The sequence below is a fragment of the Bifidobacterium sp. ESL0822 genome, assembly GCF_052606675.1.
In genome coordinates, this window is record NZ_CP199596.1 from 97,114 (window position 1) to 121,527 (window position 24,414).

Consider the following 24,414-nt stretch of genomic DNA (forward strand, 5'->3'; position numbering starts at 1 on the left):
TGTACCCGCCTGGAGTCCATCGGCGGGTCAGATCCATGAAGCCTGGTCGGCAAGGGCATCCGATATGGCTCGAGTCATTGCCGGAACGGTCATGCCATACCTTTCCAGCAGGGTGATCTTGGGGACCCGGTCGTTGAACTCCTTGTCCGCTCCGAAGGCCAGGGTGTGAACCTGACTAGGCCCGTAGTATGCAGCCACGGCTTGGCCCCAGCCGCCGTCCAGCTGACCGTCCTCGATGGTGACCACCAGGGAGTGAGAAACGGTCAGGGTGTCCAGGGTCTGCTCATCCAGGCGGTCATAGCGATGCGGGTCCACCAGTGTGGGCTTCAGCCCCGTGGACCTCTCCAAGGAATCAGCAAGATCGCGGCCAAGTGGAAGGGCATCGCCGAGAGCCAGCAGGGCTACGGTCTTACCTTCTTGCAGGATTCGATAGTGATTCCAGGGAGCAGCGTCCGATCCGCATTCAGCATTGGTCTTCGAGGAATTTGCAGCCAGCTCCATCGGCTTGCCTGCGCGTTCTGTCGCCAGAGTGCGCTCGCCGGGTACCCTGATGACCACCGGCTGCCGGGCCGGACCCGTTGCCCAGGCCAGCATGTCCAGGAACTCGAACCCGCTGGTCGGAGCCAGGCAGGTCAATCCAGGGATGCCTCGCATCATGACCATGTCGGCCGTACCTGAATGTGTGGCATCGGTTTTGGCAACGCCAGTTGAAAAAACGAGCAGAGTCACCGCACTGCCGTTCAAAGCCATCTCCTGCTCGATCTGGTCGTAGGCCCTCTGGAAGAAGGTGGCCGAAGTGGCGACCACGGGAGTGCCTCCAGCCTTGGCGATTCCCGCGGCATAGGCTATCGCGTGGGATTCGGCGATGCCCACGTCCCGGTAGTGGTTACCGGCCCGCTGGCGGAAGTCGGGATCGATGCCGTTTGACAGCGGCGTGGCTGGGGAGATGACTATCAGGCCCGGCTCTTGTGGGAACCTGGCTTCCAGGGCCTGCATGGCCATTCTTCCGTAGGTTTTTCGTGAATTTGGCAGGCGATTCAGAGAGTCCAAGCCGTCCTGCCAGTGGTTGGCCTCCACCGGACCTTCGGCGGGCAAATCCGGCAGGGAAGTCATATGTGCTGTTTCCCCATTGTTCTGGTCCATGGAAGCCGGCCCAATCTGCCCCCGACTGCCCTGGCCAAGCCCCAGGCCCTTGCGGGTGTGGATATGGACCACCACCGGATGGTCGGTGTCCTTGACCTGACGGAAGGCCTCGATCAGGTCCTCGATCCGGTTGCCCTCTTCCACGTAACGGTAGTCCAGTCCAAGGGCGCGGAAGGGATTGTCCGGGCTGCGTCCCCCGCTGGCACGCAGGGCCGCCAGACTCCTGTAGAGTCCCCCATGGTTCTCTGCAATGGACATTTCGTTGTCATTAACCACGATGATCAGGTTGCCGCCCTGTTCGGCAGCCCAGTCCAGCCCCTCGAAGGCCGGCCCGCTGCTCAGGGAGCCGTCGCCAATGAAGGCGATGATGTTGGCCTTGCCGCCGGTCGCATCCCGCTGGGCGGCCATCCCGCAGGCCAGGCCGATGGAGGTGCCGGTATGCCCCAGCATGAAGTCGTCGTAGCGGCTCTCCTTAGGCGAGGTGAATCCGGACAAATCCTCCTGATGCTCGGGGTCTGTGTAAGCCCGGCGCCGACCGGTCAGGATCTTGTGGGTGTAGGCCTGATGGGAGACGTCGAAGATTACATGATCGTCAGGCATGTCAAAGACGTAGTGCAGGGCGATGATAGGCTCGATGGTGGCCAGGTTGGAGCCCAGGTGGCCGCCGTGACGTCGACAGAAGCGTATCAAGAGCTGACGGATCTCGTCGGCCAGTCGATTCAGCTCTTCCAAGGAGAGAACCTTCAGATCCTTTGGGGAGTCGATGCTGTCCAGAAGCTTGCCCATAACCCTCCTGTCTGTTTCCGTAATTCAATCCAACGATTCTAGGTCTGGAACGGCTGTTCGGACCCGCTGAAAGCCCGATGTTCACCAGGCCCGGCCCTTACATCCATAGGACCATCACGATTGGCCGGCTTCTCCCCGGTCTTGCGTAGTATCGGATGTGCATGAACATTGGAGGGCCGATGGCTGACAATACACATGAAGGGGCACGCGTCGCAGTGATCATGGGATCATCAAGCGACTGGGAGACGATGAAGGAAGCCTGTCGGATGCTGGACCGGTTTGCTATCGTCTACACCAAGGAGGTCATCTCCGCTCATCGCACACCCGGGCGCATGGCGGAGTTTGCGCATCAGGCCCGGAGCCAGGGCATAGGGGTCATCATCGCCGGGGCCGGCGGAGCAGCCCATCTGCCTGGAATGGTAGCAGCACAGACCACGCTGCCGGTCATCGGGGTGCCAGTGAAATCCCACGCCCTGAACGGGGTCGATTCTCTCCTGTCCATCGTGCAGATGCCCGCCGGTATTCCTGTGGCGACCACGGCCATAGGGGCATCCGGGGCCACCAACGCCGGCCTGCTGGCGGCTTCGATTCTCTCCATCAACGATTCCGAACTGGCGCAGGCCCTGGATGACTACCGTGCCGAGCTGGCCCGATCCGTGGAGGCATCCAATGCCCAGCTTGTCTGAGGAGACCAAGGGGAGAATTGATCACCTGGAGCCTGGATCCGTCATCGGGATCGTGGGCGGCGGTCAGTTGGGACGGATGATGGCCCTGAGCGCCCGCTACCATGGATTCCGCATCGGGGTGCTGGATCCCACGCCTGACGCTCCTGCGGCCCAGGTGGCCGACTTCCAGGAGACAGCTGACTATGGTGACCTCGATGCCCTCAAACGGCTTGCTGAACGCAGCGATGTGCTCACCTACGAGTTCGAGAACGTGGATGCCGACGCTCTGGATCAGGTGAGGGACCGTGCGGCCATCCCCCAGGGGACCGACCTGCTCAGGGTCACCCAGGACCGGGTCCACGAGAAGACCTTCATCAACCGCCATGGCATCGATACCGCCCCTTGGAAACAGGTTGACAGTCTTGATCAGCTTGATGCAGCCCTGAAAGAGCTGGGAATGCCTGCTGTGCTCAAGACACGAACCGGCGGCTATGACGGCCACGGCCAGGCTGTCCTGCGCACGAAGAAGGATCTGCAGGCCCTGCAGGCGCGGATGAAGGGCCGGGACTTCCCGCCCTCCGTGTTGGAGGGGTTCGTGGATTTTGCTTTCGAGGCCTCCATATTGGTCTCAGGCAACGGGAAGGATTATGTCACTTTTCCCATGGTGCGCAACGAGCATCGTCACAACATCCTGCACATGACCCTGGCGCCGGCAAAGGTCGAGCCTGGGATGGCAGACCGGGCGCGTGACATGGCGCTGACGCTGGCCGACGGCTTCAAGCTGGCGGGGACTTTGGCCCTTGAGCTTTTTGTCATGCCCGATGGCGGTCTGGTAGTCAACGAGTTGGCCCCGCGCCCCCATAACTCCGGTCATTACACCATTGAGGCCTGCTCGATGGACCAGTTCGATGCACACGTTCGGGGCATCGCCGGGTGGCCCCTGCCCAATCCCTGCCTGCTCAGCCCGGCGGTCATGGTCAATGTCCTTGGCCAGCATGTGGCTCCGGTCAGAGGATTGCTTGGTGAGCACCCCGAATGGTTCCTGCATGATTATGGTAAGGCCGAAGTGCGCACCGACCGCAAGATGGGGCATCTGACGGTGCTGACCGACGATCCGGAGCGAACAGCCGAGGATCTGGAGGCCACAGGCTGCTGGTCCGACCTGGACTGAACTGAATCCTCACATCTGTCCCGGCAATCCGGATGTAGGCTTGGTGAAGCCCAAGGAGTGTATCCAATCATGAACGCTGGCTCATCCGTCGGCCGCCGGACGCGGCAGAAAAACGCCATCTGGAGGGTTCTTCAGACCCAGAACGACTTCGTCTCAGCCAAGGAGCTGCACAGACTTCTTCGCGACTCGGGCCAGCGAATCGGCTTGGCCACGGTTTATCGACAGCTGGGCTCCCTGCATATGTCCGGCAGCTTGGACTGCATCGAACATGGTGGCATTCGCCTTTACCGGGTCTGCCTGGCCCAGCGAAAACATCATCACCATCTGGTTTGTGAACGCTGCGGCAGGACCGTGGAGATCAGTCCTCCGGACGATGGCTGGCTGAAGGCCGTGGCGGCTGAGCATGGCTTTACGGTCTCCTCGCACACCTTGGAGGTATACGGCCTCTGCAACAGCTGTCGCAACCACTCTGGCCAGGCGGATCTCAGTGCTCCTCCCGGCCCTTGGGCATGATGGTCTTGATGGCATCCCAGGCCTGCGAAGCCTTGAGATTGGGCAGGTAGGCCTGGACTACAGCCAGTCCGATCTGGGCTAGCTGAGCCGGGTCGGGGTAGCAGATATAGACCGGGTGCTCGCTGGGCTGGAACTTCTTCTTGAAGAAGAAGAGCGAACGGAAGCCATAGGCCGGCTCCATCAGGTCGGCCACCAGACGTAGGGCATGTTGCAGGAAGGCGGTCCGATCTTCGCTTTGATCCTCTTCGTCATCTTCGCTGCTGTCCATGCCGGCCAGGGGAGCGGCCGACAGGCTCATGAATTCCGCCGTGCCCTGGTCGCGCAGCCGTTCGGCCATCCGGGCGATCAGGAACTCCATGATTCCATTGGGGCTGTCGGTCCTGTGCCTCATGAAGTCCAGGGTCCATCCGATCACCTGGCCCTGGCGGTAGGTGGGCATCCAGCTGGTCACGGCCAGCACCTTGCCCTGGTCGTCCACGGCGTAGAGGATGGCCATGCGCGGGTCCCTCAGCTCATCCAGGCCACCCAGGGTGAACTTCATCTCAGGAAGCGCCTTGAGCTCGGCCCACTGCTCGGAGATGTCCACAATCTGCGACTGGACGTCCCAGGAGGCGTCGTTGAATGTGGTCAGCACGTCGGTGATCCTGTCTCGCTTGGCCTTGTTGATGGCTGTGCGAATGTCCTGCCATTTCTTGCCCTTGGTCTGCCAAAGGCTGGGAGTGACCACCATCTCCGAGCCGACCGTCAGGGTGGACCAGCCCTTGGCTGCCAGCAGGTCACGTTGGGGCTTGTGGACGCTGTAGAAGACCGGTGACCAGGAATGGGCGTTGCAGAAACGGGTGAATTCGTCCAGATCATCCGGATATTCGTCAGGGTCGCCGAAGGGGCCAGTGGTGGTCAGGGCTATGCTGTGCAGGAGCCGGTAGGCGATGGCTGAACGGCCGCTCTGGGAGAACCAGTAGCTGTTACCCTCCCAAGTGGTCATGAAGGACATACTCTCGCCTCCATACTCGACCAGTCGATCGGCCTCCTGGCGCTCGCTGCCGTTCTGGATGACCGAGCTGCGCATCCAGGAGAGCAGGACTACCAGTACCACCAGCCAGAAGATCAGCCCCACTCCGTGGTTGACGATTATCCCCGTCGGGGTGCGTGGTGCCAGGGCCGGACGGAAGCGCGAGGCCACCCCATTGGGCAGGTAAAGCTCGGGCAGTTGGGAGAGGGCTCTGCCGGTTGTGGGCCAGGGGTGGAAGGAGCCGGGGCTGACCGCGGTGAAGACCAGATAGCCCATGGCTGTGGCCAGGAAGGCCAGACCGATGGCTGCCCAGCCTACCTGCAGGCGTGAGGCCTTGGTCCGTACCAGGAAGATGCGCAGGTTACGCGCCAGGAAATAGTTGAGAATCAGCGGCGGCAGAGTGATGATCAGCAAGGAGGGGATGGCGCCGTGACGGATGGCCCGGGGCAGGCCGTCGCCAATTGTCAACGGGAAAACCAGGTAGTAGAGCACGGCCAGGACGATGGTAAGGCTGTTCAGGACCAGACCGGTGACAGCGGCAATCCGGCGGCCATGGTAGATGCCCCAGGCCACCACCAGCAGGACCAGGGTGGGCATGATCAAGGACGAGACATCGGTGGGCGCTCGACCGGCGACCAGACCATACTGGGCATAGCAGCTGGCCTGGTTGTCCTTGGCCAGGCAACGGGACAGGGCGGCGCTGCCGCCAGGGTCCGAACCCAGGAACATGCCTAGCGGGGTGAAGAATCCTGCACGGATTCTGGAGGAAACGGTGACCAGGGGACCAAGGGCCAGAACCGTGGAGACGGCCCCCAGCAAGTGGCGGGTCTCGTATGAGCCGCTATGGCCGTGCGGATTGGCGTCCTGGACCGGTCCGTGCCAGAGGTGGCCGGTCAGGTGGCCGATCAGTGCTGCCGCCAGGGCGCAATAGTAGCCGGGGTTGCCGGTATACAAAACTATCAAGATCAAGGCCGTGTAGCCTATGGTGGCGATTCTGCGCCGCCAGAGAAAGTCGCTGAAGGGGATTGATGCCATCAGGGATCCGACCACCAGGATGATGGGACTGAGTGTCATGGGCACTCGGATGAACCAGGCCCAATGGTCCTGGATGGCATTGATCAGGGTGCAGATGACCAGCCCGATAGCCGCGCCGCCTACCGCGCTGATGACTGCGGCGAGCACGGTGCGTCTGCGACCCAGTCGGGTCTCGGCGATGCACAGCATGACCAGGACCAGGGCCACATCTATGGCCAGTTGCAGGGGGCCGGGGGTGATGACCAGGGATACCATCAGCCGTGCGAACTGGACCAGGAGCGAGGGGCGCCCATGTCCATGAACGGAATGTGGCGCCTGGTGAATGATCAGGTCGGACAAGGGCATTCCCAACCGTGTCCTGCCGGGGATGCGCAGCAGCCAGATCAGCAGCCAGCTGATCAGGTTGAGCAGAATCAGTCCGAGGCTGAAAGCCAGTGCAAAGGCGTGACGTCTGATCCAGCGGGTCAGGTCCCGCAAAAGCACGGTTTTGGCCGAAGGCTCCATCAGTCCGGATCCCTTATTCGTTGTTTCCATGATTGCGAGGCTCTTTCTGCTTATCAGCTTGGACGCTCTGACCTGTAGGCGTTTCAGCCGATTGTTGTTTCGACAATGTTCGGAAAATCTTCAATAGGTCGGGACATGGGCCCTAGTCCCATGGCTTCGCCCAGCCACTCCAGCCCGGGTTCCCAGGCGGTCTTGACTGTGTGCCAGTCATGGCCCGAGCCCTGGGTGATGACCGCCCGCACCTCCATGCCAGCCTGGTCGGCGGCCTTGGCGATGACCATCATGTTGTGCTGGGACTCCTTGTCATTGGATCCGGCTGCGGTAAACAGGCGCTGGCGGGAGGGCGTCCGTTCCAGCATGGCCCTGGCCGGGACCTGGGCCAGGAAGCGCCTTTTATCGCCTCCGAAGTAGTCACGGATCATTTGCTCTTGCCGACCCTGGGTCGGTTCCAGCTCTCCGTCTGCGGGGAGCATGTTCCCGTAGACGTCGGGATGCCTTGCTCCAAGCTGGGTAGAGCAGGTCCCGCCCTGGGAGAAACCGCCTATAGCCCATTGTTGGGGCTGGTCGGCGACGGGTAGCTCGGTGCGGATCCAGGCGGGCACGTCCTCGCTTAGGTAGGTTTCGGCCTTCCCGTAGACCGGGGAGTCCACGCACAGACTGTTGTGGGAGGAGGACCCGTTCTGGTCGGGGGAAACCACCACTGGCGCCAGGCCTTCGTGCCGGGCGGCGTAGGCATCCATCATGGCCGGAATGGCTCCGGCGGTGAAGAGCCGGTCGGGGCTTCCGGGCTGGCCGGCCAGAAGAACGAATACGGGCAGGGCAGGCGGCCTGTCACTCAAGGCGGCGGGCGGCAGGTAGACATCAGCTGGCCGAGCCGTGAATCGGGAGCGGCCGTTGGGGATGTGCATGCTGTAGGAGCGGCCGGCACTCGGATGCGAGGGCAGCTCGCCCCTTGATGCCAGGGATCGCCACTGGGCCACGCTCATGGCCGGTCTGGCCGCCTTGTGGTCTCTGTAATCAGGGTAGAGGGAGATGCTGAACAGGGACCCCAAGGTGGTGAATTCGCCGTAGATGATATCCACGCGAAGCCCGGTGGAAAGCAGACAGAGCAGGGCGGTCAGGGCGGCCAGAATCCGGCGCCGCCCCCGGGCAGCGATCAGGATGCAGACGGCGAACCCCACGGTAAGAAAGCCCAAGGCCACGCTGATGATAACCATCCAGCCCAGGGAGACGCCAAAGAGCATGAAGACATCGGAGACCAGCCAGGTGGCCAAGAGTCCCAAGGCTCCTATGCCCAGGGCAATGGCCGCCTGCCGCAGCAGGGTCCGCCAGCGTCCGTGTGTCAGTCCGGTCAGCGTCAGCACGATCAGGGCCAGGGCTGTCAATGAAAACAGTGACGCGGGCAACCACCCCTGGGTCAGATGGACCTTTGCCAGCCATGCACCCATGCCATTCCTTCCGAGCAAAATACATCCGCAGTTCAGTATAAGGAGTGTTCGGGTTTTCGGAGGCAATTCGGGCAGGCATTCATTCCTGACTGGCCCGAATCCCCGGATTCCGGTCACAGGTTCGTCTATGGTAGATTTATTGATAATCAATCTCAGTAACGTTCGGCAGGTCTGGCAACAAGCCCATATCTCGCCGTCGCCAGGAAGGAATCCGCATCCATGCACTCCAGCAGTCCACGCTTCCGTCGGACCCGAACCTTGGCCGCAGCCCTGCTGGTCGGACTGACCCTGCTGACCTGTCTGACTGGTTGCGGGAAGAGCGAATCATCCCCGTCCACCGCAAAGTCCAGCACTCTGCAAGTGGTTACCAGCATCAATCAGTGGCAGTCCCTTGCCGTGGACCTGGGCGGCGACCAGGCCCGGGTGGATACCATTTTGAGTAACACCTCGACTGACGCCCATGACTATGAGCCGACAACGGCCGACATCGCCCGGATCAGCCGTGCCGATTTGGTCATTGTCAACGGGGCCGGTATCGACGACTGGGCGGCCAAGGCTGCTGAAACCGGGCAGGCCAGCCTGGTGGACATATCCAAGGCATCGGGGCGCAAGGCCGGCGACAACCCCCATCTCTGGTTCTCCTCCCAGAGCAGGAGGGCAGCGGCCAAGGCCGTGCATGAGGCCTACCGGCAGCTGCGCCCAGGTCGCGAGGCCGACTTTGATAAGGCCTACCAGGACTGGCAGGGTCGACAGGCCCGGCTCGACGATCTGATTGCTGATGCACGCAAGCAGACTCAGGGCCGGCACTATGCTGCCACGGAATCAGCTGCCTACTATCTCTGTCATGATCTGGGCATGGAGGATCTGACCCCCGAGGGTTACCTGAGGGCGGCAGCCAACGAGAGCGAGCCCTCGCCCGAGGACCTGGTGGCCTTCCGCCATCTGCTGACCTCCGGGCGGTTGGACATGCTGGTGCTCAACGTTCAGGAAGTCAATCGAACCTCCAAGGATCTGGCCATTGAGGCGCGCAAGGCCCATCTGCCGGTCTTCGAGGTCAGCGAGCAGCGCCCCGAAAGGTACCGGAACCTGGAGGATTGGATCAGCGCCCTGGTCCATCAGGTGCCGGGTGCCAAGGCCTGATGGGCCAGCTCGCTCTCCGTGTTCGCTGAGGGGTGTTTTCACGGGGGGCTTGTCGTCCTTGATGGGAACAATGGCACAGGTATCGGTAAAAGGCCCATTGGGCCCAGTCGCCAAAGTCAGGAGTAAGCGGTGAAGGATCGTAAGCGTCAGCCCGGCCGGTGGACATCCTGGATGCAGAACATGACCGGACGTCTTCGGGTGCGTGGGTGGGTCTACCTGCTCGCCTTCATCCTGATCGACTTCCTGTCGGTGGGTATTCTGCAGTGGGGTGTCTCCCTGAACAGCTCCCGCGTAGAGCTGTCCAATCCCTTGATCGGCTTCTGGGGCTTCATCTCGGCTATGTGGACCCAGCGTCGGTTCGTCCTGGTGCTCAACATGCTGGCCGTGGGCCTGGTCTACCTGGCTCTGGCCTACCTGACCAATCGCTTCTGGGTGGCGTCAGGGCTGATTCTGGCCATCTGCGCGGTGATTGCGATCATTGAACGCTTCAAGGTGCGCGCCCGCTACGAAGCCGTTCTGCCCTCCGATCTGGATTTTCTCCATGCCGATGCGGCCAACCTGGTCTCTTTCCTGCCGGCCCGGTCCCTGCTCATGATCGGGCTGGGGGTCGTGGCCCTGGTCGTTCTCGGAGTGCTCTGCTGGATGGTGACACGGATGGATGCCCGTCGCGGACGTCCGGTGGACACTGGCAACAAGCCCCTGGGCGCCGGGCTGCGTACGGTAGGGGTCCTTGTCCCCGTCCTGGTGGTGGCGCTCTTCATGTCCACTGTGGGCACCTACGGCAGCCCCGCCTACCGCTTCTCACAGTTCATGGGCGACATACCCTCCATGTGGGATTCGGTCTATGATGCCCAGCGCAACGGGGTCTTCGTGTCCTTCTCCCGGCAGCTGCGCCCCAAGGTCATGGATCAGCCCGCAGGATACAGCCGTGCCACCATGCGGTCTCTGGCCCGCCGCTACCAGCTTTCGGCGGACCGCATAAACAAAGACCGCAAGTCCTATATGAATGAGTCGAGCCTGGTCTACATTCTTTCCGAGTCTTTCTCGGATCCCACTCGGGTACCGGGCGTCACACTGAACCAGGACCCCATGCCTCATATCAGATCCATCAAGGAGGGCACCACCAGCGGGCTCATGCTTTCCTCCGGCTACGGCGGGGGCACGGCCAATCTGGAGTTCCAGGCCATGACCGGCCTGTCCATGGCCAACTTCGATCCCTCGCTGACCTCCCCCTATCAGCAGGTCATCCCTCACCTGAACTGGATACCCACGGTCAACCAGGCCTGGGGGTCGCCATCCAGGTCCCTGGCCTTCCATCCTTACGAGTCCTCCATGTATTCCAGGGCCGAGAACTACAAGAAGTTCGGTTTCTCCCACTTCTACTCGCTGACTGGCCCTGACCAGATAGCCCACCAGGACCGCATCGACCGCAGCCAGTATGTGGGGGATCGTTCCGCTTACGATTCCGCCCTGGAGCAGATGGGTGACGACAAGGGCAACCAGTTCGTTGAGGTCATCACCATGCAGAACCACATGCCCTACAACGACTGGTATGACGACAACAACTTCTCGGTCGACTCCTCCGACCCCGACAGGCCTCTAGGCGACGATGAGATGCAATCCATCCGCACCTACGCCAAGGGGGTCAGTCTGACTGATCAGGCCACTGGCGATTTCCTGAACAGTCTGGACTCCCAGAGCAAGCCGGTCACAGTGGTCTTCTACGGGGATCATCTGCCAGGCATCTATGGCACGGCCAGCTGGGACGAGCGCAACTCCCTGGCCCTGCATCTGACCGACTACTTCATCTGGTCCAACAAGGCCTCGGATTCCTCGGGAGCACAGGTCAGCAACAGCGCCTACTCCTCGCCCAACTTCTTCCAGGCCCAGGCGGCCGAGCACATGGGTGCCAAGGTTTCGCCTTTCACAGCCTTCCTGACCGAGCTGCACGAAAAGATCAGCGCCATCGAGCCTCCGGTGGCCAACCAGATCCAGGACTGGAACAGGATTCCTGCAGGGCAGACCAACTATCTGGATGCCCAGGGCCAGCCCATGAACGCCCGTGACTTCGACCGGGCCACCCGACAGCTCCTGAATGACTACAAACTGATCCAGTACGACATCATGGCAGGCAAGCACTACCTGCAGGGAACCGGCTTCACCGCCACGCCCACCCGCCGTTCGGATGCCGCCCGGCAGAAAGCCGAAATGGAGCGTCAGGCCAAGGAGCAGGCAAAAGAGCAAGCTCGCCAGGAGGAGCAGAACCAGGATAAGGACAGCGAGGGCTCAACCAGCTCGGCCAACTAGGCTTCCAGGCCGCGGTGGCCGATGTCGTGCCGATAGAAGAGGCCGGGCATCGACAATCCATCCAGCCGGTCATAGACTCGGCGGGCTGCCTGGGCCAGGTCGTCACCTTGGGCCACAACCAGGGCGGTCCTTCCCGAGGAGGACATCAGGCCAGTTGAAGCCGAGCCGGACACTCCGGCGTAGTAGGCTCTCAGGTCCTTCTCCGGAGCGATCAAGGGCACGGGCACCCCGGTCTTGGGATTGCCGGGGTATCCCTGGGCTGCCAGGACCACACCCAGGCGGCTGTGGGAGTCGTCCCAGGTGAATTGCGGCTCTCCGCCCTCCATAAGCGTGCGGATGGCCGTGCCCAGGTCGCTGGTCAGGGCGGGCAGGACCACCTCGGTTTCCGGGTCGCCCAATCGCGCGTTGAATTCGATGACTTCAGGGCCCTTGTCGGTGACCATCAATCCCGTGTAAAGAACCCCGGTGAAGGGACTGCCTTCCTGGGCCAGGGCACGGACGGTGGGGGCGACGATGGTATCCAGGGCCTTTTGGGTCAGTTCCGGTCCGAACTGCGGCAGAGGGGAGTAGGCCCCCATGCCGCCGGTGTTGGGACCCCGATCCCCGTCATAGGCGGGCTTGTGGTCCTGGGACAGGGGCATGGGCCAGAACCGCTCACCCCGCACGAAGCACATGAGCGAGCACTCCTGACCCACCAGTTGATCCTCGATGACCACCTGGGCTCCGGCCTGCCCGAACTTATGATCGATGAAGATGGCATCCAGGGCCTGCATGGCCTGGTCAAGGTCGGCGGCCACCGTCACCCCCTTGCCTGCTGCCAGCCCGTCAGCCTTGATGACCACCGGCGCGCCGTGCGAGCGCACATAGGCCTTGGCTGTCTCCAGATCATGGAAGACCGCATAGTCGGCGGTTGGGATCCCATGCCTGCGCATCAGATCCTTGGCAAAGCCCTTGGATCCCTCGATGCGGGCCGCAGCCTTGGTGGGTCCAAAAGCCGGGATGCCGACAGCATGCAGTTCGTCGACCAATCCAGCCGTCAAAGGAGCCTCGGGTCCGACGAAGACCCAGTCGATTCCCAGTTCACGTATTGCAGCGATCAGTCTTTCAGGCTGTGAGGAATCCTCTTGCAGCAGGCCGATGCCGTCAGGCTCCATGCCTGGGTTGCCCGGGGCGCACCAGACCCGATCCACTCCTGGCCCTGCCAGCAGGGTGGTGGCGATAACGTGCTCCCTGGCTCCCGACCCGATGACCAGTACCTTGTCCGCCATGATGGGCTCCTCTCGCTATTACTGACGACCGTTTTCATTAAGGATGACCTGCTGGCCGTTTTGAGCACGCGCCACCTGTCCGATCAGGGCGTAGGGCTCCTGCTCCTCGTCCAGGACCGCGCGTGCCTGGTCCAGCTGATCAGGGCAAACGACCAGAACCATCCCAATGCCCATGTTGAAGATGTTGTACATCTCCAGATGGTCGACCCTGCCCATCTCCTCGATCATCGTGAAGATGGGCGGCACCTTCCAGGCATCCAGGTTGAAGCTGGCGGCCAGCCCTTCGGGCAGAATCCGGGGTACCTTCTCCACGAAGCCGCCTCCGGTGATGTGTGCCGCGCCCCTGAGCAGGCCGGAGGCGAAGAGCGGGCGGAGGGCCTTGACGTAGATTCGGGTGGGTGTCAGCAGTTCCTCACCCAGGGTCCGTCCTCCAAGCTGGTAGGGCCGATCCTCCAGCTTCATGCCCCCCTGGTCCAGCAGAGCTTGGCGAATCAGGGAGAATCCGTTGGAGTGGACTCCCGAGGATGGCAGGCCGATCAACTGGTCGCCCTCTCTGATGGCCGAACCATCCACCAGGGACTCCCGTTCGACCACACCCACGGTGAATCCGGCCAGGTCGTACTCGTCGGGCTGGTACATGTCGGGCATCTCTGCGGTCTCCCCGCCTACCAGGGCGGCCCCGGCCTGGACACAGCCGTCCGCCACGCCCTTGACCACCTGCTCCAGCAGAGCCGGGTCGTTGTGCCCGCAGGCTATGTAGTCCAGGAAGATCAGCGGCTCGGCCCCCTGGGCGATGATGTCATTGACGCACATGGCCACGCAGTCCTGACCGATGGTGTCATGGCGACCGGCTTCCCGGGCCACCATCAGCTTGGTGCCCACGCCGTCAGTGCCCGAGACCAGGACCGGATGGCGGTAATTGAGCGCAGACAGGTCGAAGTCGCCGCCGAAGCCGCCGATGTCTCCGGCGCCCGGCCTATGGGTTCTGGCCGTATGGGAACGGATCCTGTCGATCAGTTCGTATCCGGCCTCCACCGATACCCCGGCCTGCTCATATGCCTTCGGCATGGGTGCCCCTTTCTCTGCCCTGTCTGTTCTGCTTTTCGCTAATGCTCATTGGTCTGTTTTCTGCCCCGACCCTGCAGGCATGTCAAGCCCGTAGGATCCCTTGGAGGCTTCCAGCCGGGCCCGGTCCTCTGGGGTCAGCGAAGCCAGGAAGCCCTGCTCGTAGTCGTCAAGCCGCGTTGGGTAGTCTCCATTGAAGTAGGCCACGCAGAGTCCCTGGTAGGGTGCATCACGGCCCAGGCCGATTGAATCCACCAGACCGTCCAGACTCAGGTAGGCCAGGGAATCGGCCTCGATGGCTTCTCTGATTTGCTCCACGGACTTCTTGGCGGCGATCAGTTCGGAGGTCCGTTGGATGTCGATGCCGTAGTAGCAGGGATACCGCAGGGGTGGTGAGGCGATGCGCATGTGCACCTCGCTGGCCCCGGCTTCCCGGAGCAGACGGACGATTCTGCGTGAGGTGGTGCCTCGGACAATGGAATCGTCGATGACCACCACTCGTTTGCCGGCTACGACTCCGCGTACAGCGGCCAGTTTCATCCTGACGCCCTGTTCGCGCATGGCCTGGCTGGGTTGGATGAAGGTGCGTGCCACGTACTGGTTCTTGATCAGCCCCATCTCGTTGGGTAGCCCGGCCGCTTCGGCATAGCCGGAGGCTGCGGACAAGGAGGAGTTGGGCACCCCGATGACCATGTCGGCGTCCACCGGGGCTTCGCAGGCCAGCCTGGCCCCCATCCGCTTGCGGGCCGAGTGGACGTTGACCCCATAAATGTTGGAGTCGGGCCTGGCGAAGTAGATGAACTCCATGGAGCAGATGGACAGGCAGGTCTGATCGGTATAGCGCTCGATGCTGTAGCCCGAGTCGTCCACCCGGACGATTTCGCCGGGGCCGATGTCCCGCACCAGCGTGGCGCCGACCAGGTCCAATGCGCAGGTTTCCGAGGCCAGGACGTAGGCCCCTCCTGGCAGCTGTCCCAGGGAGAGGGGACGGAAGCCGTTGGGATCCATGGCTCCGATCATGGCATCCTCTGTCATGAGCAGATAAGCAAAACCACCATGGACCTGTCGCAGGGCCTGTTTGAGCGCCGCCATGAAGTCCTCTTCAGGGCTGCGTCGAATTAGGTGCATGAGCACCTCGGTGTCGGAGTTGGAGTGGAAGATGGCTCCCTGATCCTCCAGCTGCGCCTTGAGGCTGTTGCAGTTGGTCAGGTTGCCGTTGTGTGCCAGGGCTATGTCCCCGTCATGGAAGCGGAAGACAAAGGGCTGGATGTTCTCGATGGACCCCGATCCGGTCGTGGCGTAGCGCACATGGCCAATGGCCCGGTTCCCGGTCAGCGGTGTCAGGCTGGACTCGTCCGGGAAGACCTGGGTCAATAGACCCAAGCCCCGCCTTCCAATCAGGTGTCCCTGATCGTTGGAAACGATGCCGGCGCCTTCCTGGCCGCGATGCTGCAGGGCGTGCAGGCCGAAATAGGTCAGCCGTGCGGCGTCGGGGTGGCCCCAGACCCCGAAGATCCCGCACTCCTCGTGGATGCCTTCAAGTTCCAACGACATGGTCTATGTCCTTTCCCCTAGGCGGCAAAGTAGTCCACCCCCGACTGGAAGAGCGGCTGCGTATGCTTTCCGGGCACGTTGAGATACAGGTCAGGGCCGCTGCGTTCCGTGTGGCCCATCTTGCCCAGCACCCGGCCGTCCGGGCTGGTGATGGCCTCGACGGCCATGTCGGATCCATTGGGGTTGATCAGCGGATTCATGGAGGGACGGCCCTGCTCATCTACATACTGGGCAGCGACCTGTCCTCGGTCGATCAGGGTACGCAGGAGGCCGGGCTCGGCCACGAACCGCCCTTCTCCGTGGCTGATGGGCATGGTGTGGATATCTCCCACCCGGCAGGCGCTCAGCCAGGGGGAGCGTGTGGAGCTGATCCGAGTATGGACCAGACGGCTCTGATGCCGACCGATGGTGTTGACGGCCAGGGTGGGATCCTCGGGCGAGCCAGTGACGATTTTGCCATAAGGGACCAGACCCAGCTTGATCAGCGCCTGGAAGCCGTTGCAGACGCCCAGAACCAGCCCGTCCCTGTCATGCAAAAGCTCCTGCAGGGCATCGGCAACCTGGTGCGAACGCAGGAAAGATGCAACCAGCTTGGCCGAACCGTCGGGTTCATCGCCGCCGGAGAAACCTCCTGGCAGCATCAGTATCTGGCTGCTGCGGATGGCCTGGGCCAGGCGGCGGGAGCTCTCGGCCACGTCCTGGGCATTCAGATTGCGGATCACCACGGTATCCACCTGGGCTCCAGCGTCCCGGAAGGCCCGAGCTGAGTCGAACTCGCAATTGGTGCCGGGGAAGACTGGCATGACCACCCTGGGTCGGGCTGTCTTGGCAGGTCCCTTGGTTTTGCGTGCTGCTGGCCTGCCGGGCTCGCGATCGGTGCGGCCGATGGTCGGCACAGGGTCGCCCTGGCCCCGATATGGAAAGATCGATTCCAGACCCTCGGCGCGGATTTCCTCGAGTTCGGCCAGGTCCAGACTCTCGCTGCCGCAGCGTAGGCGGTAATCCTCGCGGGTGTGCCCCAGGAGGCGCAGATGCAGGCCGGAATTATGAATGTAGAGGGGCTCTGGGCCTGAGGTCTCCAGAATGAAGCTCCCATAGGCGGGGCGGAATAGCGCAGGTATGGCAGTGTCTGATGCCAGGTCCAGTCCGATTCTGTTGCCCAGGCACATCTCCAGCAGGTTCTGGGCGATGCATCCGTAGCCCGGAGTGGCTGCAGCATCCACCAGGCCCTGGCTGATCAGCGCCTCAGCCTGGTCCATGACGGTCCGCAGGCTCTCCGGATCGGGCAGCAATCCTTCCTCCTGGTATTCGGGTGTCAAAAGGTAGACCTGGCGGTTCGCTGCCTTGAATTCGGGGGAGACTGCATTTTTAGCTCGTCCCAGGGCCACAGCAAAGCTGATCAGGGTGGGCGGCACATCCAGGTCTTCGAAGCTGCCGGACATGGAGTCCTTGCCGCCTATGGCACCCACGGACAGATCCAGCTGAGCCTGGAGAGCTCCCAGGACACCTGCCACCGGCAGGCCCCAGCGTCGGGGGTCGTCACCGGGCTTGGGGTAGTACTCCTGCAGGCTCAGGTGGGCCTGGGACCGGCTGAAGCCGCTGGCCACCAGCTTGGCCAGGCTTTCGACCACAGCCAGGTAGGCGCCGGTGTATGGGTCCTGGCTGCTGATCCAGGGGTTGAATCCCCAGGCCATGGCCGAGGCGGTGGTGGTGTGCCCATCCACCGGCAGCTTGGCCACCATGGCCTGGGCCGGTGTCAGCTGCCGTGCTCCGCCGAAAGGCATGAGGACGGTGCCTGCGCCGATGGTGGAGTCGAACTGCTCAGCCAGACCCTGCTGGGAGCAGACATTGATGTCTGTAAGCAGGGCTTTCATGCGTGCGTCCAGGTTGCCTTGGACCTCAAAGGGGGCATGGTAGGGAGCAGGGACCGCCACCTGGGCATCGGCCTTATGAGGGGCGCCGTTGGATGCCAGGAAGGATCGGGGGATGTCCACGATGGTCTCAGATCGCCAGGTCATTCGCAGCTGGGGTTCATCGGTCACTTCGGCGATGACGGTGGCTTCGAGGTCCTCCTGTCGGGCATAGTCGATGAAGGCTGGTGCGTCTTCGGCAGCCAAGGCCACAGCCATGCGTTCCTGGCTCTCGGAAATGGCGATTTCGGTCCCGTCCAGCCCCTGGTACTTGAGCGGCACCCGGTCCAGATCCACGTTCAGCCCGTCCGCCAGCTCGCCCACGGCTACGGCAACGCCGCCGGCTCCGAAGTCGTTGCAGCGTTCAATCAGCCTGGCTGCCTCCGGGCGGCGGAAGAGGCGCTGGAGCTTGCGCTCCTCAGGGGCATCGCCCTTCTGCACCTCGGCCCCGCAACGTTCCAGACTCTGCTCGTCCTGGGACTTGGAGGCCCCGGTGGCGCCGCCGATTCCATCGCGGCCGGTCCTTCCGCCCACCAGGATGATCAGATCGCCGGGGGCGGGTCGACGACGGATCACATGGTCGGCCGGGGTGGCGGCCACCACTGCGCCAACCTCCATCCGCTTGGCCGCATAGCCGGGGTGGTAGATCTCCCGAACCTGACCGGTGGCCAGTCCGATCTGGTTGCCATAGGAGGAGTAGCCATCGGCCGCCTGACGGACGATCCGGCTCTGGGGCAGTTTGCCCGGCAGGGTCTGATCCAGGGGCTGACGAGGGTCCGCTGCTCCACTGACCCTCATGGCCTGGTAGACATAGCCCCTTCCGGACAGGGGATCGCGGATGGCTCCGCCGATGCAGGTGGCGGCGCCTCCGAATGGCTCGATCTCGGTGGGATGGTTGTGTGTTTCGTTTTTGAAGAGGAAGAGCCAGTCCTGATCCTGGCCGTCTACATCGACCTTGGTCCGGATTGTACAGGCATTGACCTCCTCGGACTGGTCTACGTCGTTCAGGATGCCCTGCTTCTGCAGGTACCTGGCTCCGATGGTGGCCATGTCCATCAGGCATTCCGGCCGGTCCTGGCGGCCCAGCTCTTCGCGGATTGCCCGATACTGTTCCAGCGTGCCACGGGCTCGGGGGTTGTCCGCCTCGATCCGCTCCAGCCTGGTGTTGAAGGTGGTGTGTCGGCAGTGGTCGGACCAGTAGGTGTCTATCACCTTGAGCTCGGTCAGCGTGGGGTCTCGCTTTTCCTGACGGTAGTGGTCCTGGCAGAAGCGGATATCCGGCAGATCCATGGCCAGGTCCAGCTTGTCAATCAGCGCTTTAAGCTCAGGATCACTCAGATCGCGGAACCCTTCCAACACGGGCACTGGATCAGGATCCTCGTCAGGCATGGCCAGGGTCTTGGGCTGCTCCAGCCCCACCACCCGTGAGTCGACCGGATTGACCAGATAATTGCGGATGGCTTTAATCTGCCCGGCATCCAGCTCGCCCTGGAGCAGGTAGACAGTGGCCGTGGCCACCAGGGGGCGGGCGCCCTGGCCGACTAGCTGGACACACTGGGCTGCGGAGTCGGCTCGTTGGTCGAACTGACCGGGCAGGGGGGCCACGGCAAAGAGCATGGGGGAGTCCAGCGGCGGCAGGTTTTCGGAGCCCTTCATGCGCAGGGCTTCCTCCAATCGGGTGGCCACCAGGTCGGTCTGGGGTTGGGCGAAGACCGTGGGCAGGCAACGTTTGAAGAGGTCTTCGTCGATTCCCTCCAGATCGTAACGGTTGATCATGCGCAGGCCGGTCAGCCCTTGCACGCCCGGCAGGGTGCGCAGCTGTTCGGCAAGCCTGTCGGCGGCCTGGTCAAAGCCCCGCTTTTTCTCGGTATAGACACGGAAGAGCACAATGGATCCTTTCGCGATGGACTGGTTGGGGACCAATGAAAAACCCGGAGGCGATATGCTCGCTTCCGGGTCGACCGATTCAGCTGTTCGATTGGCTTTCGCGCTCCTCCAATTCGGTAAGCCCGTCCAGAATGGTTTGATAGGCCGGAATGATGCTGCCCAGATCCCTGCGGAAGATATCCTTGTCCAGGTGGGTGACATGGCCGTCATTATTGTTGCCAATCGCCCAGAGCCGGCAGGTGTCGGGGGTGATCTCGTCACCAAGCAGGATGATGCCCGATCCGGTCTTGCCCATTTCGATCTTGAAATCCACCAGCTCCACGTTGATGGCGCGGAAGATGCCGGTCAGCGCCCCGTTGATCTCCCGGGTCTTAGCGGCGATGATGTCCAGATCCTGCTCAGTGGCCAGTCCCAGGGCCAGAATGTCGTCCCGGTTGATAAACGGATCATCCAGAGGATCGGACTTGTAGAAGAACTCCAGCACCGGCTGCCTCAGGGTGGTGCCTTCCGCAACCCCGTATCGCGTGGCGAAAGAGCCTGCGGCCCGGTTGCGCATGACAATCTCCAGGGGGAACATGTCCAGCCGGCGGTTGAGCTGTTCGGTGTCCGAGATGCTGCGTACGAAGTGGCTGGGTATGCCCCGGCGGGCCAACAGGGAGAATATCACCGTGGTGATCCTGTTGTTCAGTCTGGCCTTGCCTTCGATATTGGCCTTCTTGGCCCCGTTCCCCGCGGTGGCCTGGTCAGTGTACTCAACCCAGAGTATGTCCGGGTCATCCGTCTCGTACAGTTTCTTGGCTTTGCCTTGATAGCGCATTCCCAACTTTTCCACTGTTCGCCTTCCTCGAGTTTGTTGCGAATTGGAAACTTCTGCACTGCTTGGGACACGACCACCATAGCAAGCCGGGGTTACATCCCCGCGCCCACCCGGGGTTTCAGATCGCTGGCCACGGCTTCGGCACGCCCGGTGGCGGTCTGCAGGTCAGGACCCAGGGCCAGGACTACGCCCATGCGACGCTGACCATGCACTTCGGGCTTGGAGAAGATACGCAGATCAGTACCTGGGTGGTCCAGGGCCTGCGGCAAACCCTGGAAACTGACCGGTCCTTGGCCTTGGACCAGGATGGGACGGCTGACCGCGCATGTGCCCTCCGGCAGGCTCAGGGCCAGATCCTCTTGATGGACGGGAATGCCCAGGATGGCTCGGGCGTGAAGGTCGAACTCAGTCAGCCGTTGGGAGATCATGGTCACCATGCCGGTGTCATGGGGGCGCGGGGCCACTTCGTTGAAGAGCAGTGAGCCGTCGCGCAGGACGAAGATCTCCACTCCGTAAATACCCCAACCGGTCTCGCCACTCTGGTGGGCCAGGGAGGTCATGGCCTGGACCAGCCGGGTGGCCATGTTCCGGGCCTGCTGCAGGATGTCGGGATTGAGCTCCGCCGGTTGCCAGGAGAGCCGGTAGTCCCCGTCCTCCTGCCGCTGGCCGATGGGCGTGCAGGTGGCCACGCCCGCAGAGGAAGCCACGGTCAGTACGGTCAGCTCATGGGACAGGGGGGCCAGGGCCTCCACAATGACCTCGGCCTTACCTTGGTGCTTGGTGGCTGCACGGCCCTGGGTCAGTGCCGAATTCCAGGCTTGTAACAAGCCCTCTTTACTGCGTACCAAGGTCTGTCCGTGGCCGGAGGAGCTCATCAGTGGTTTGACCATGCATGGGTAGCCCACCTGATTCGCCGCGCTGGCCAGCTCTTCGGGGGAGTCGGCGAATCGGTAGGGGGTGGTGGGCAGGCCCACCTGCTCGTGGGCGAAGACTCGTAGGGCCCTGCGGTCCATGCACATGGCCGCCAGGGGGGCGGCAGGCACCACCTGGATGCCCCGGGTCGCGGCACCGACCAGGCGGTCGGTGGCAATGGCCTCCACTTCAGGCACGATCAAATCGGGCTGGACCTTGTCGATCAGCTCCTCAAGAGCCTGTGGGTCACTCATCTTCACCTGGTAGCCGGCATGGGCCACCTGGGTGGCCGGCGCGCCGGAATATGAGTCCGCCGCACCCACCCAGGCACCCAGCCGCATCAGGCTGATGGTGATCTCGCGTCCAAGTTCGCCGGCGCCTAGGAGAAGGACTCGTGTGGGTCTTGGCCCCAGAGGAGAGCCGAACGGTCGCTCCCCTGGATTGATGATGTTGATAATCCGTTGCTGACCGGATGCGCTCATACCCATATTCTGCCACCGACCCGTCGACCAAGAAGATGGGTCATCGATACATGCCTATAACCGACACCTATAGAGGCTTGCTTGTCCGCTGGCCGCCGGGACGATTACCATGTCAGGCAGTCGACCAGGGAAGGCGGGAACGTGAGCGAGCGGACACCGGCGGTGCGGATGGAGCACCTGACCAAGACCTATCACAGCGACGATGACGAAGACAAGACGGCCCTGGCCGACATTGATCTGACCGTCGAGACTGGGGATATTTTTGGCATTATTGGCCTGAGCGGAGCGGGCAAGTCCACCCTGGTCCGCTGCATCAACGGGCTGGAGGATTATGACTCGGGCAGCGTCAAGGTCCGCGGCCTCGAGGTCAAGGATCTGGCTCCGGCCGAGTTGAGGGACTTGAGGCGTCGTACGGGCATGATCTTCCAGCACTTCAACCTGATGCCCTCCAGGACGGTGGCCGATAATGTGGGCCTTCCTCTGCGGGGGAGCGGCCGCGACCGTGCATCTCGACGGGCCCGGGTGTCCGAGCTTCTGGAATTGGTGGGACTGACCGAGCTGGCCGACCATTATCCCGCTGAGCTCTCCGGCGGCCAACAGCAGCGGGTGGCCATCGCCCGAGCCCTGGCCAACGAGCCGGATATCCTGCTCAGCGACGAGGCCACCAGCGCACTGGATCCGACCACCACGCGCTCCATTCTTCAGCTGCTGCGTGATCTGCATGACCAGCTGGGTATCACCGTGGTCATGATCACCCACGAGATGTCGGTCATCAGGCAGATCTGCAACCGCGTGGCGGTCATCGATAAGGGCGTCATCGTGGAGCAGGGCAGGGTCTTCGACGTCTTTGCGGACCCCAAGGCCCGGCTGACCAAATCCTTCGTGGCCACCACCTCCAACCTGGACAAGGTCAGGGATCTGATGGCCGCCGATTCGCCTCTGGTGGCCCTCGAACCCGGGCAGATTCTCATGCGCATGTCCTATGTATCCAAGGAGGTCTCCGAGGCCTTGGTCTCCACCATCAGCCGTCGCTACAACCTGGATGTCAACATCATCTTCGGTGACATCGATGTTGTGGAGGGGGCACCCCTGGGCGGACTGGTGGTCAGGATGGGCGGCGACCCCGAAAACATCCGTCAGGCCATGGAATACCTGCGCTCGCGCAACATCGGAATCGAGGTTCTCAAGTCATGACGTCCCTGCTTACCACCTGGTTCCCCAACGTCATGAGCCGACTGCCTGAGTTCTTCAGCAGCATGGTTCAGACCCTGGTCATGGTCGGTGTCTCCGGGGTGATCTCCTTCCTGTTCGCTCTGATCATCGGGGTGGGGCTGATCATCAGCCGACGTGACGGCATCCGTCACAACGGCCTGGTCTTCACCATCCTGGACAAACTGATCGACCTCTTCCGCTCCATCCCCTTCATCATTCTGGCGGCGGCCCTGGTGCCGGTGACCAGGATGCTCATGGGTACGGCCATCGGGCCCAAGGGGGCGATTTTCCCGCTGGTTGTAGGCATCACCCCCTTCTTCTCCCGACAGATCGAGTCGGCCCTTGCCGGTCTGGACCCCGGGTATGTCGAGGCGGCGGAATCCATGGGCATGACCACCTGGCAGATCATCTGGCACGTCTACCTGCGTGAGGGCATCCCCTCAATCATCCGGGTGACCACCATCACCATCGTCAGCCTGGTGGGCGAGACCGCCACAGTGGGCATCGTTGGCGGCGGTGGCCTGGGTGATTTCGCCATCCGTCTGGGCTACCAGCGGTCCATGAACGACGTGACCATCGCCACCATCATTGTGCTGGTTATCTTCATCGCCCTGATCGAACTGTTCGGCCGGCTTCTGGCCGAGGTCGTCGAACACTGAGCAATCCGGGAAAGGTCAGATTATCGTGGTCGGTCGTAGTCGCGTTGGCAAAAAGAACAGAGCCAAGGTCCAGCTGGCGGCGCTCAGCCTGGTCATCGTCCTCCTGCTGGCGCTGGTGGTAGGTACCGATGTCCGTCTGAACCAGGTAGGTGCCGATGTCAAGGTCGTCAGGGTCGGCGTCATCGGCAGTTCGGACGATCAGATCTGGAAGGCTGTCCAGGCGGAGCTGGATCGGCGTGGCGAACACATCAGAATCGAACTCAAGCCTTTCCAGGACGCCATCTATGTCAACCAGGCCACAGCCAACCGCGAGGTGGACTTCAACGCCGCCCAGCATTACGCCTACCTGCAGGACGATGTGAAAACCAACCACTATCAGCTGGCAGTGCTTGGCAATACCTATATCTCGCCCATGAACCTCTACTCGCAGCGCTATGCCAAGCCCTCGCAGTTCCAGGACGGCGACCGGGTGGCCATCCCCAACAATGCCACCAACATGGGCCGGGCACTGAAGGTCCTGGCCGATGCCAAGCTGATTGGTCTGCGCGACCCCAAGGCCACCAATCCGCTGCCCGAGGATGTGGTGGATAACCCCAGGCATCTGCACATCGAGCAGGTGGATCCGGCCGGCATCCTCAACCTGCTGCCCGACTATGCGGGAGGGGTCACCAATGCCAACTTCGTGGTTGACGCAGGTCGCAGCGTGCACGATGCCATCCATGAGGTTCCCTACGATCTGCAGAACCCGGCCAACAAGCCTTACATCAACATCATCGTCACCACCAAGGATCAGCGGGATAACCCCACCTATGCCGCGGTGGTGCGCGCCTATCATTCCAAGCCCGTGGCCGACACCATCGTCCGTGTCTACAAGGGCGCCTGTCTGCCGGCCTTCAAGGTTTCCTGATGCGATAGGTTCAACAA

General features: G+C 62.4%; 17 protein-coding genes. 8 read left to right on the forward strand and 9 right to left on the reverse strand.

Features of this window, described 5'->3' with window-relative positions:
- Positions 1-27 precede the first annotated feature (27 nt).
- On the reverse strand, positions 28-1,929 hold the full coding sequence (locus ACUIAF_RS00415; RefSeq protein ID WP_445338677.1) for a 1-deoxy-D-xylulose-5-phosphate synthase: 1,902 nt from the start codon (positions 1,927-1,929) through the stop codon (positions 28-30).
- Between the two features lie 179 nt (positions 1,930-2,108).
- On the opposite strand from ACUIAF_RS00415, the gene purE reads away from it, so the two are divergent.
- From purE to ACUIAF_RS00430, 3 genes are all read left to right on the forward strand, one after another.
- Positions 2,109-2,615 (forward strand): 5-(carboxyamino)imidazole ribonucleotide mutase, encoded by a 507-nt coding sequence (gene purE / locus ACUIAF_RS00420; protein WP_445338678.1) that lies wholly within the window; start codon positions 2,109-2,111, stop codon positions 2,613-2,615.
- Positions 2,599-3,765, forward strand: coding sequence for a 5-(carboxyamino)imidazole ribonucleotide synthase (gene purK / locus ACUIAF_RS00425; RefSeq protein WP_445338680.1), 1,167 nt, complete (start codon positions 2,599-2,601; stop codon positions 3,763-3,765). The genes purE and purK overlap by 17 nt, the downstream gene beginning before the upstream one ends.
- 69 nt (positions 3,766-3,834) lie before the next feature.
- A complete protein-coding gene (locus ACUIAF_RS00430; RefSeq protein WP_015022176.1) occupies positions 3,835-4,278 on the forward strand; it encodes a Fur family transcriptional regulator in 444 nt (147 codons plus the stop codon).
- On the opposite strand, the gene ACUIAF_RS00435 is transcribed toward ACUIAF_RS00430, so the two are convergent.
- The gene (locus ACUIAF_RS00435; protein WP_445338682.1) at positions 4,250-6,859 is read right to left on the reverse strand and encodes a bifunctional lysylphosphatidylglycerol flippase/synthetase MprF; all 2,610 of its coding nucleotides are present in this window, start codon (positions 6,857-6,859) and stop codon (positions 4,250-4,252) included. The two genes, ACUIAF_RS00430 and ACUIAF_RS00435, sit on opposite strands and share 29 nt — an antisense overlap.
- 53 nt (positions 6,860-6,912) lie before the next feature.
- Entirely contained in the window at positions 6,913-8,277 is a 1,365-nt protein-coding gene (locus tag ACUIAF_RS00440) for an alpha/beta hydrolase (protein ID WP_198217000.1), read from the reverse strand.
- 219 nt (positions 8,278-8,496) lie between these two features.
- Between ACUIAF_RS00440 and ACUIAF_RS00445 the strand changes: the two genes are divergently transcribed.
- Both ACUIAF_RS00445 and ACUIAF_RS00450 read left to right on the forward strand, forming a co-directional pair.
- Positions 8,497-9,417 (forward strand): metal ABC transporter solute-binding protein, Zn/Mn family, encoded by a 921-nt coding sequence (locus tag ACUIAF_RS00445; protein ID WP_015022173.1) that lies wholly within the window; start codon positions 8,497-8,499, stop codon positions 9,415-9,417.
- Positions 9,418-9,546: 129 nt separating this feature from the next.
- Positions 9,547-11,724, forward strand: coding sequence for an LTA synthase family protein (locus ACUIAF_RS00450; protein WP_015022172.1), 2,178 nt, complete (start codon positions 9,547-9,549; stop codon positions 11,722-11,724).
- Here ACUIAF_RS00450 and purD read toward each other — a convergent pair.
- The 6 genes from purD to purT form a co-directional block, all read right to left on the reverse strand.
- A complete protein-coding gene (purD, locus tag ACUIAF_RS00455; RefSeq protein ID WP_445338685.1) occupies positions 11,721-12,992 on the reverse strand; it encodes a phosphoribosylamine--glycine ligase in 1,272 nt (423 codons plus the stop codon). The genes ACUIAF_RS00450 and purD overlap by 4 nt on opposite strands.
- A gap of 18 nt (positions 12,993-13,010) precedes the next feature.
- Complete coding sequence (gene purM / locus ACUIAF_RS00460; protein WP_110417425.1) at positions 13,011-14,060, reverse strand: phosphoribosylformylglycinamidine cyclo-ligase; 1,050 nt, start codon at positions 14,058-14,060, stop codon at positions 13,011-13,013.
- A 45-nt stretch (positions 14,061-14,105) separates the two neighbouring features.
- Entirely contained in the window at positions 14,106-15,611 is a 1,506-nt protein-coding gene (gene purF, locus ACUIAF_RS00465) for an amidophosphoribosyltransferase (RefSeq protein ID WP_445338687.1), read from the reverse strand.
- Positions 15,612-15,628: 17 nt separating this feature from the next.
- Complete coding sequence (locus ACUIAF_RS00470; protein WP_445339200.1) at positions 15,629-19,408, reverse strand: phosphoribosylformylglycinamidine synthase; 3,780 nt, start codon at positions 19,406-19,408, stop codon at positions 15,629-15,631.
- 79 nt (positions 19,409-19,487) lie between these two features.
- A complete protein-coding gene (gene purC, locus ACUIAF_RS00475; protein ID WP_445338688.1) occupies positions 19,488-20,240 on the reverse strand; it encodes a phosphoribosylaminoimidazolesuccinocarboxamide synthase in 753 nt (250 codons plus the stop codon).
- A 77-nt stretch (positions 20,241-20,317) separates the two neighbouring features.
- Entirely contained in the window at positions 20,318-21,625 is a 1,308-nt protein-coding gene (purT, locus tag ACUIAF_RS00480) for a formate-dependent phosphoribosylglycinamide formyltransferase (protein ID WP_445338690.1), read from the reverse strand.
- Between the two features lie 135 nt (positions 21,626-21,760).
- Here purT and ACUIAF_RS00485 point away from each other — a divergent pair, with 135 nt between their 5' ends.
- Genes ACUIAF_RS00485 through ACUIAF_RS00495 form a run of 3 tightly spaced genes read left to right on the forward strand, consistent with a single transcriptional unit; the run spans position 21,761 to position 24,397 of the window.
- On the forward strand, positions 21,761-22,813 hold the full coding sequence (locus ACUIAF_RS00485) for a methionine ABC transporter ATP-binding protein (RefSeq protein WP_445338692.1): 1,053 nt from the start codon (positions 21,761-21,763) through the stop codon (positions 22,811-22,813).
- On the forward strand, positions 22,810-23,490 hold the full coding sequence (locus tag ACUIAF_RS00490) for a methionine ABC transporter permease (RefSeq protein ID WP_015022164.1): 681 nt from the start codon (positions 22,810-22,812) through the stop codon (positions 23,488-23,490). Before ACUIAF_RS00485 ends, ACUIAF_RS00490 begins: the two co-directional genes overlap by 4 nt.
- Before the next feature lie 25 nt (positions 23,491-23,515).
- On the forward strand, positions 23,516-24,397 hold the full coding sequence (locus ACUIAF_RS00495; RefSeq protein ID WP_445338694.1) for a MetQ/NlpA family ABC transporter substrate-binding protein: 882 nt from the start codon (positions 23,516-23,518) through the stop codon (positions 24,395-24,397).
- Positions 24,398-24,414: the final 17 nt, after the last annotated feature.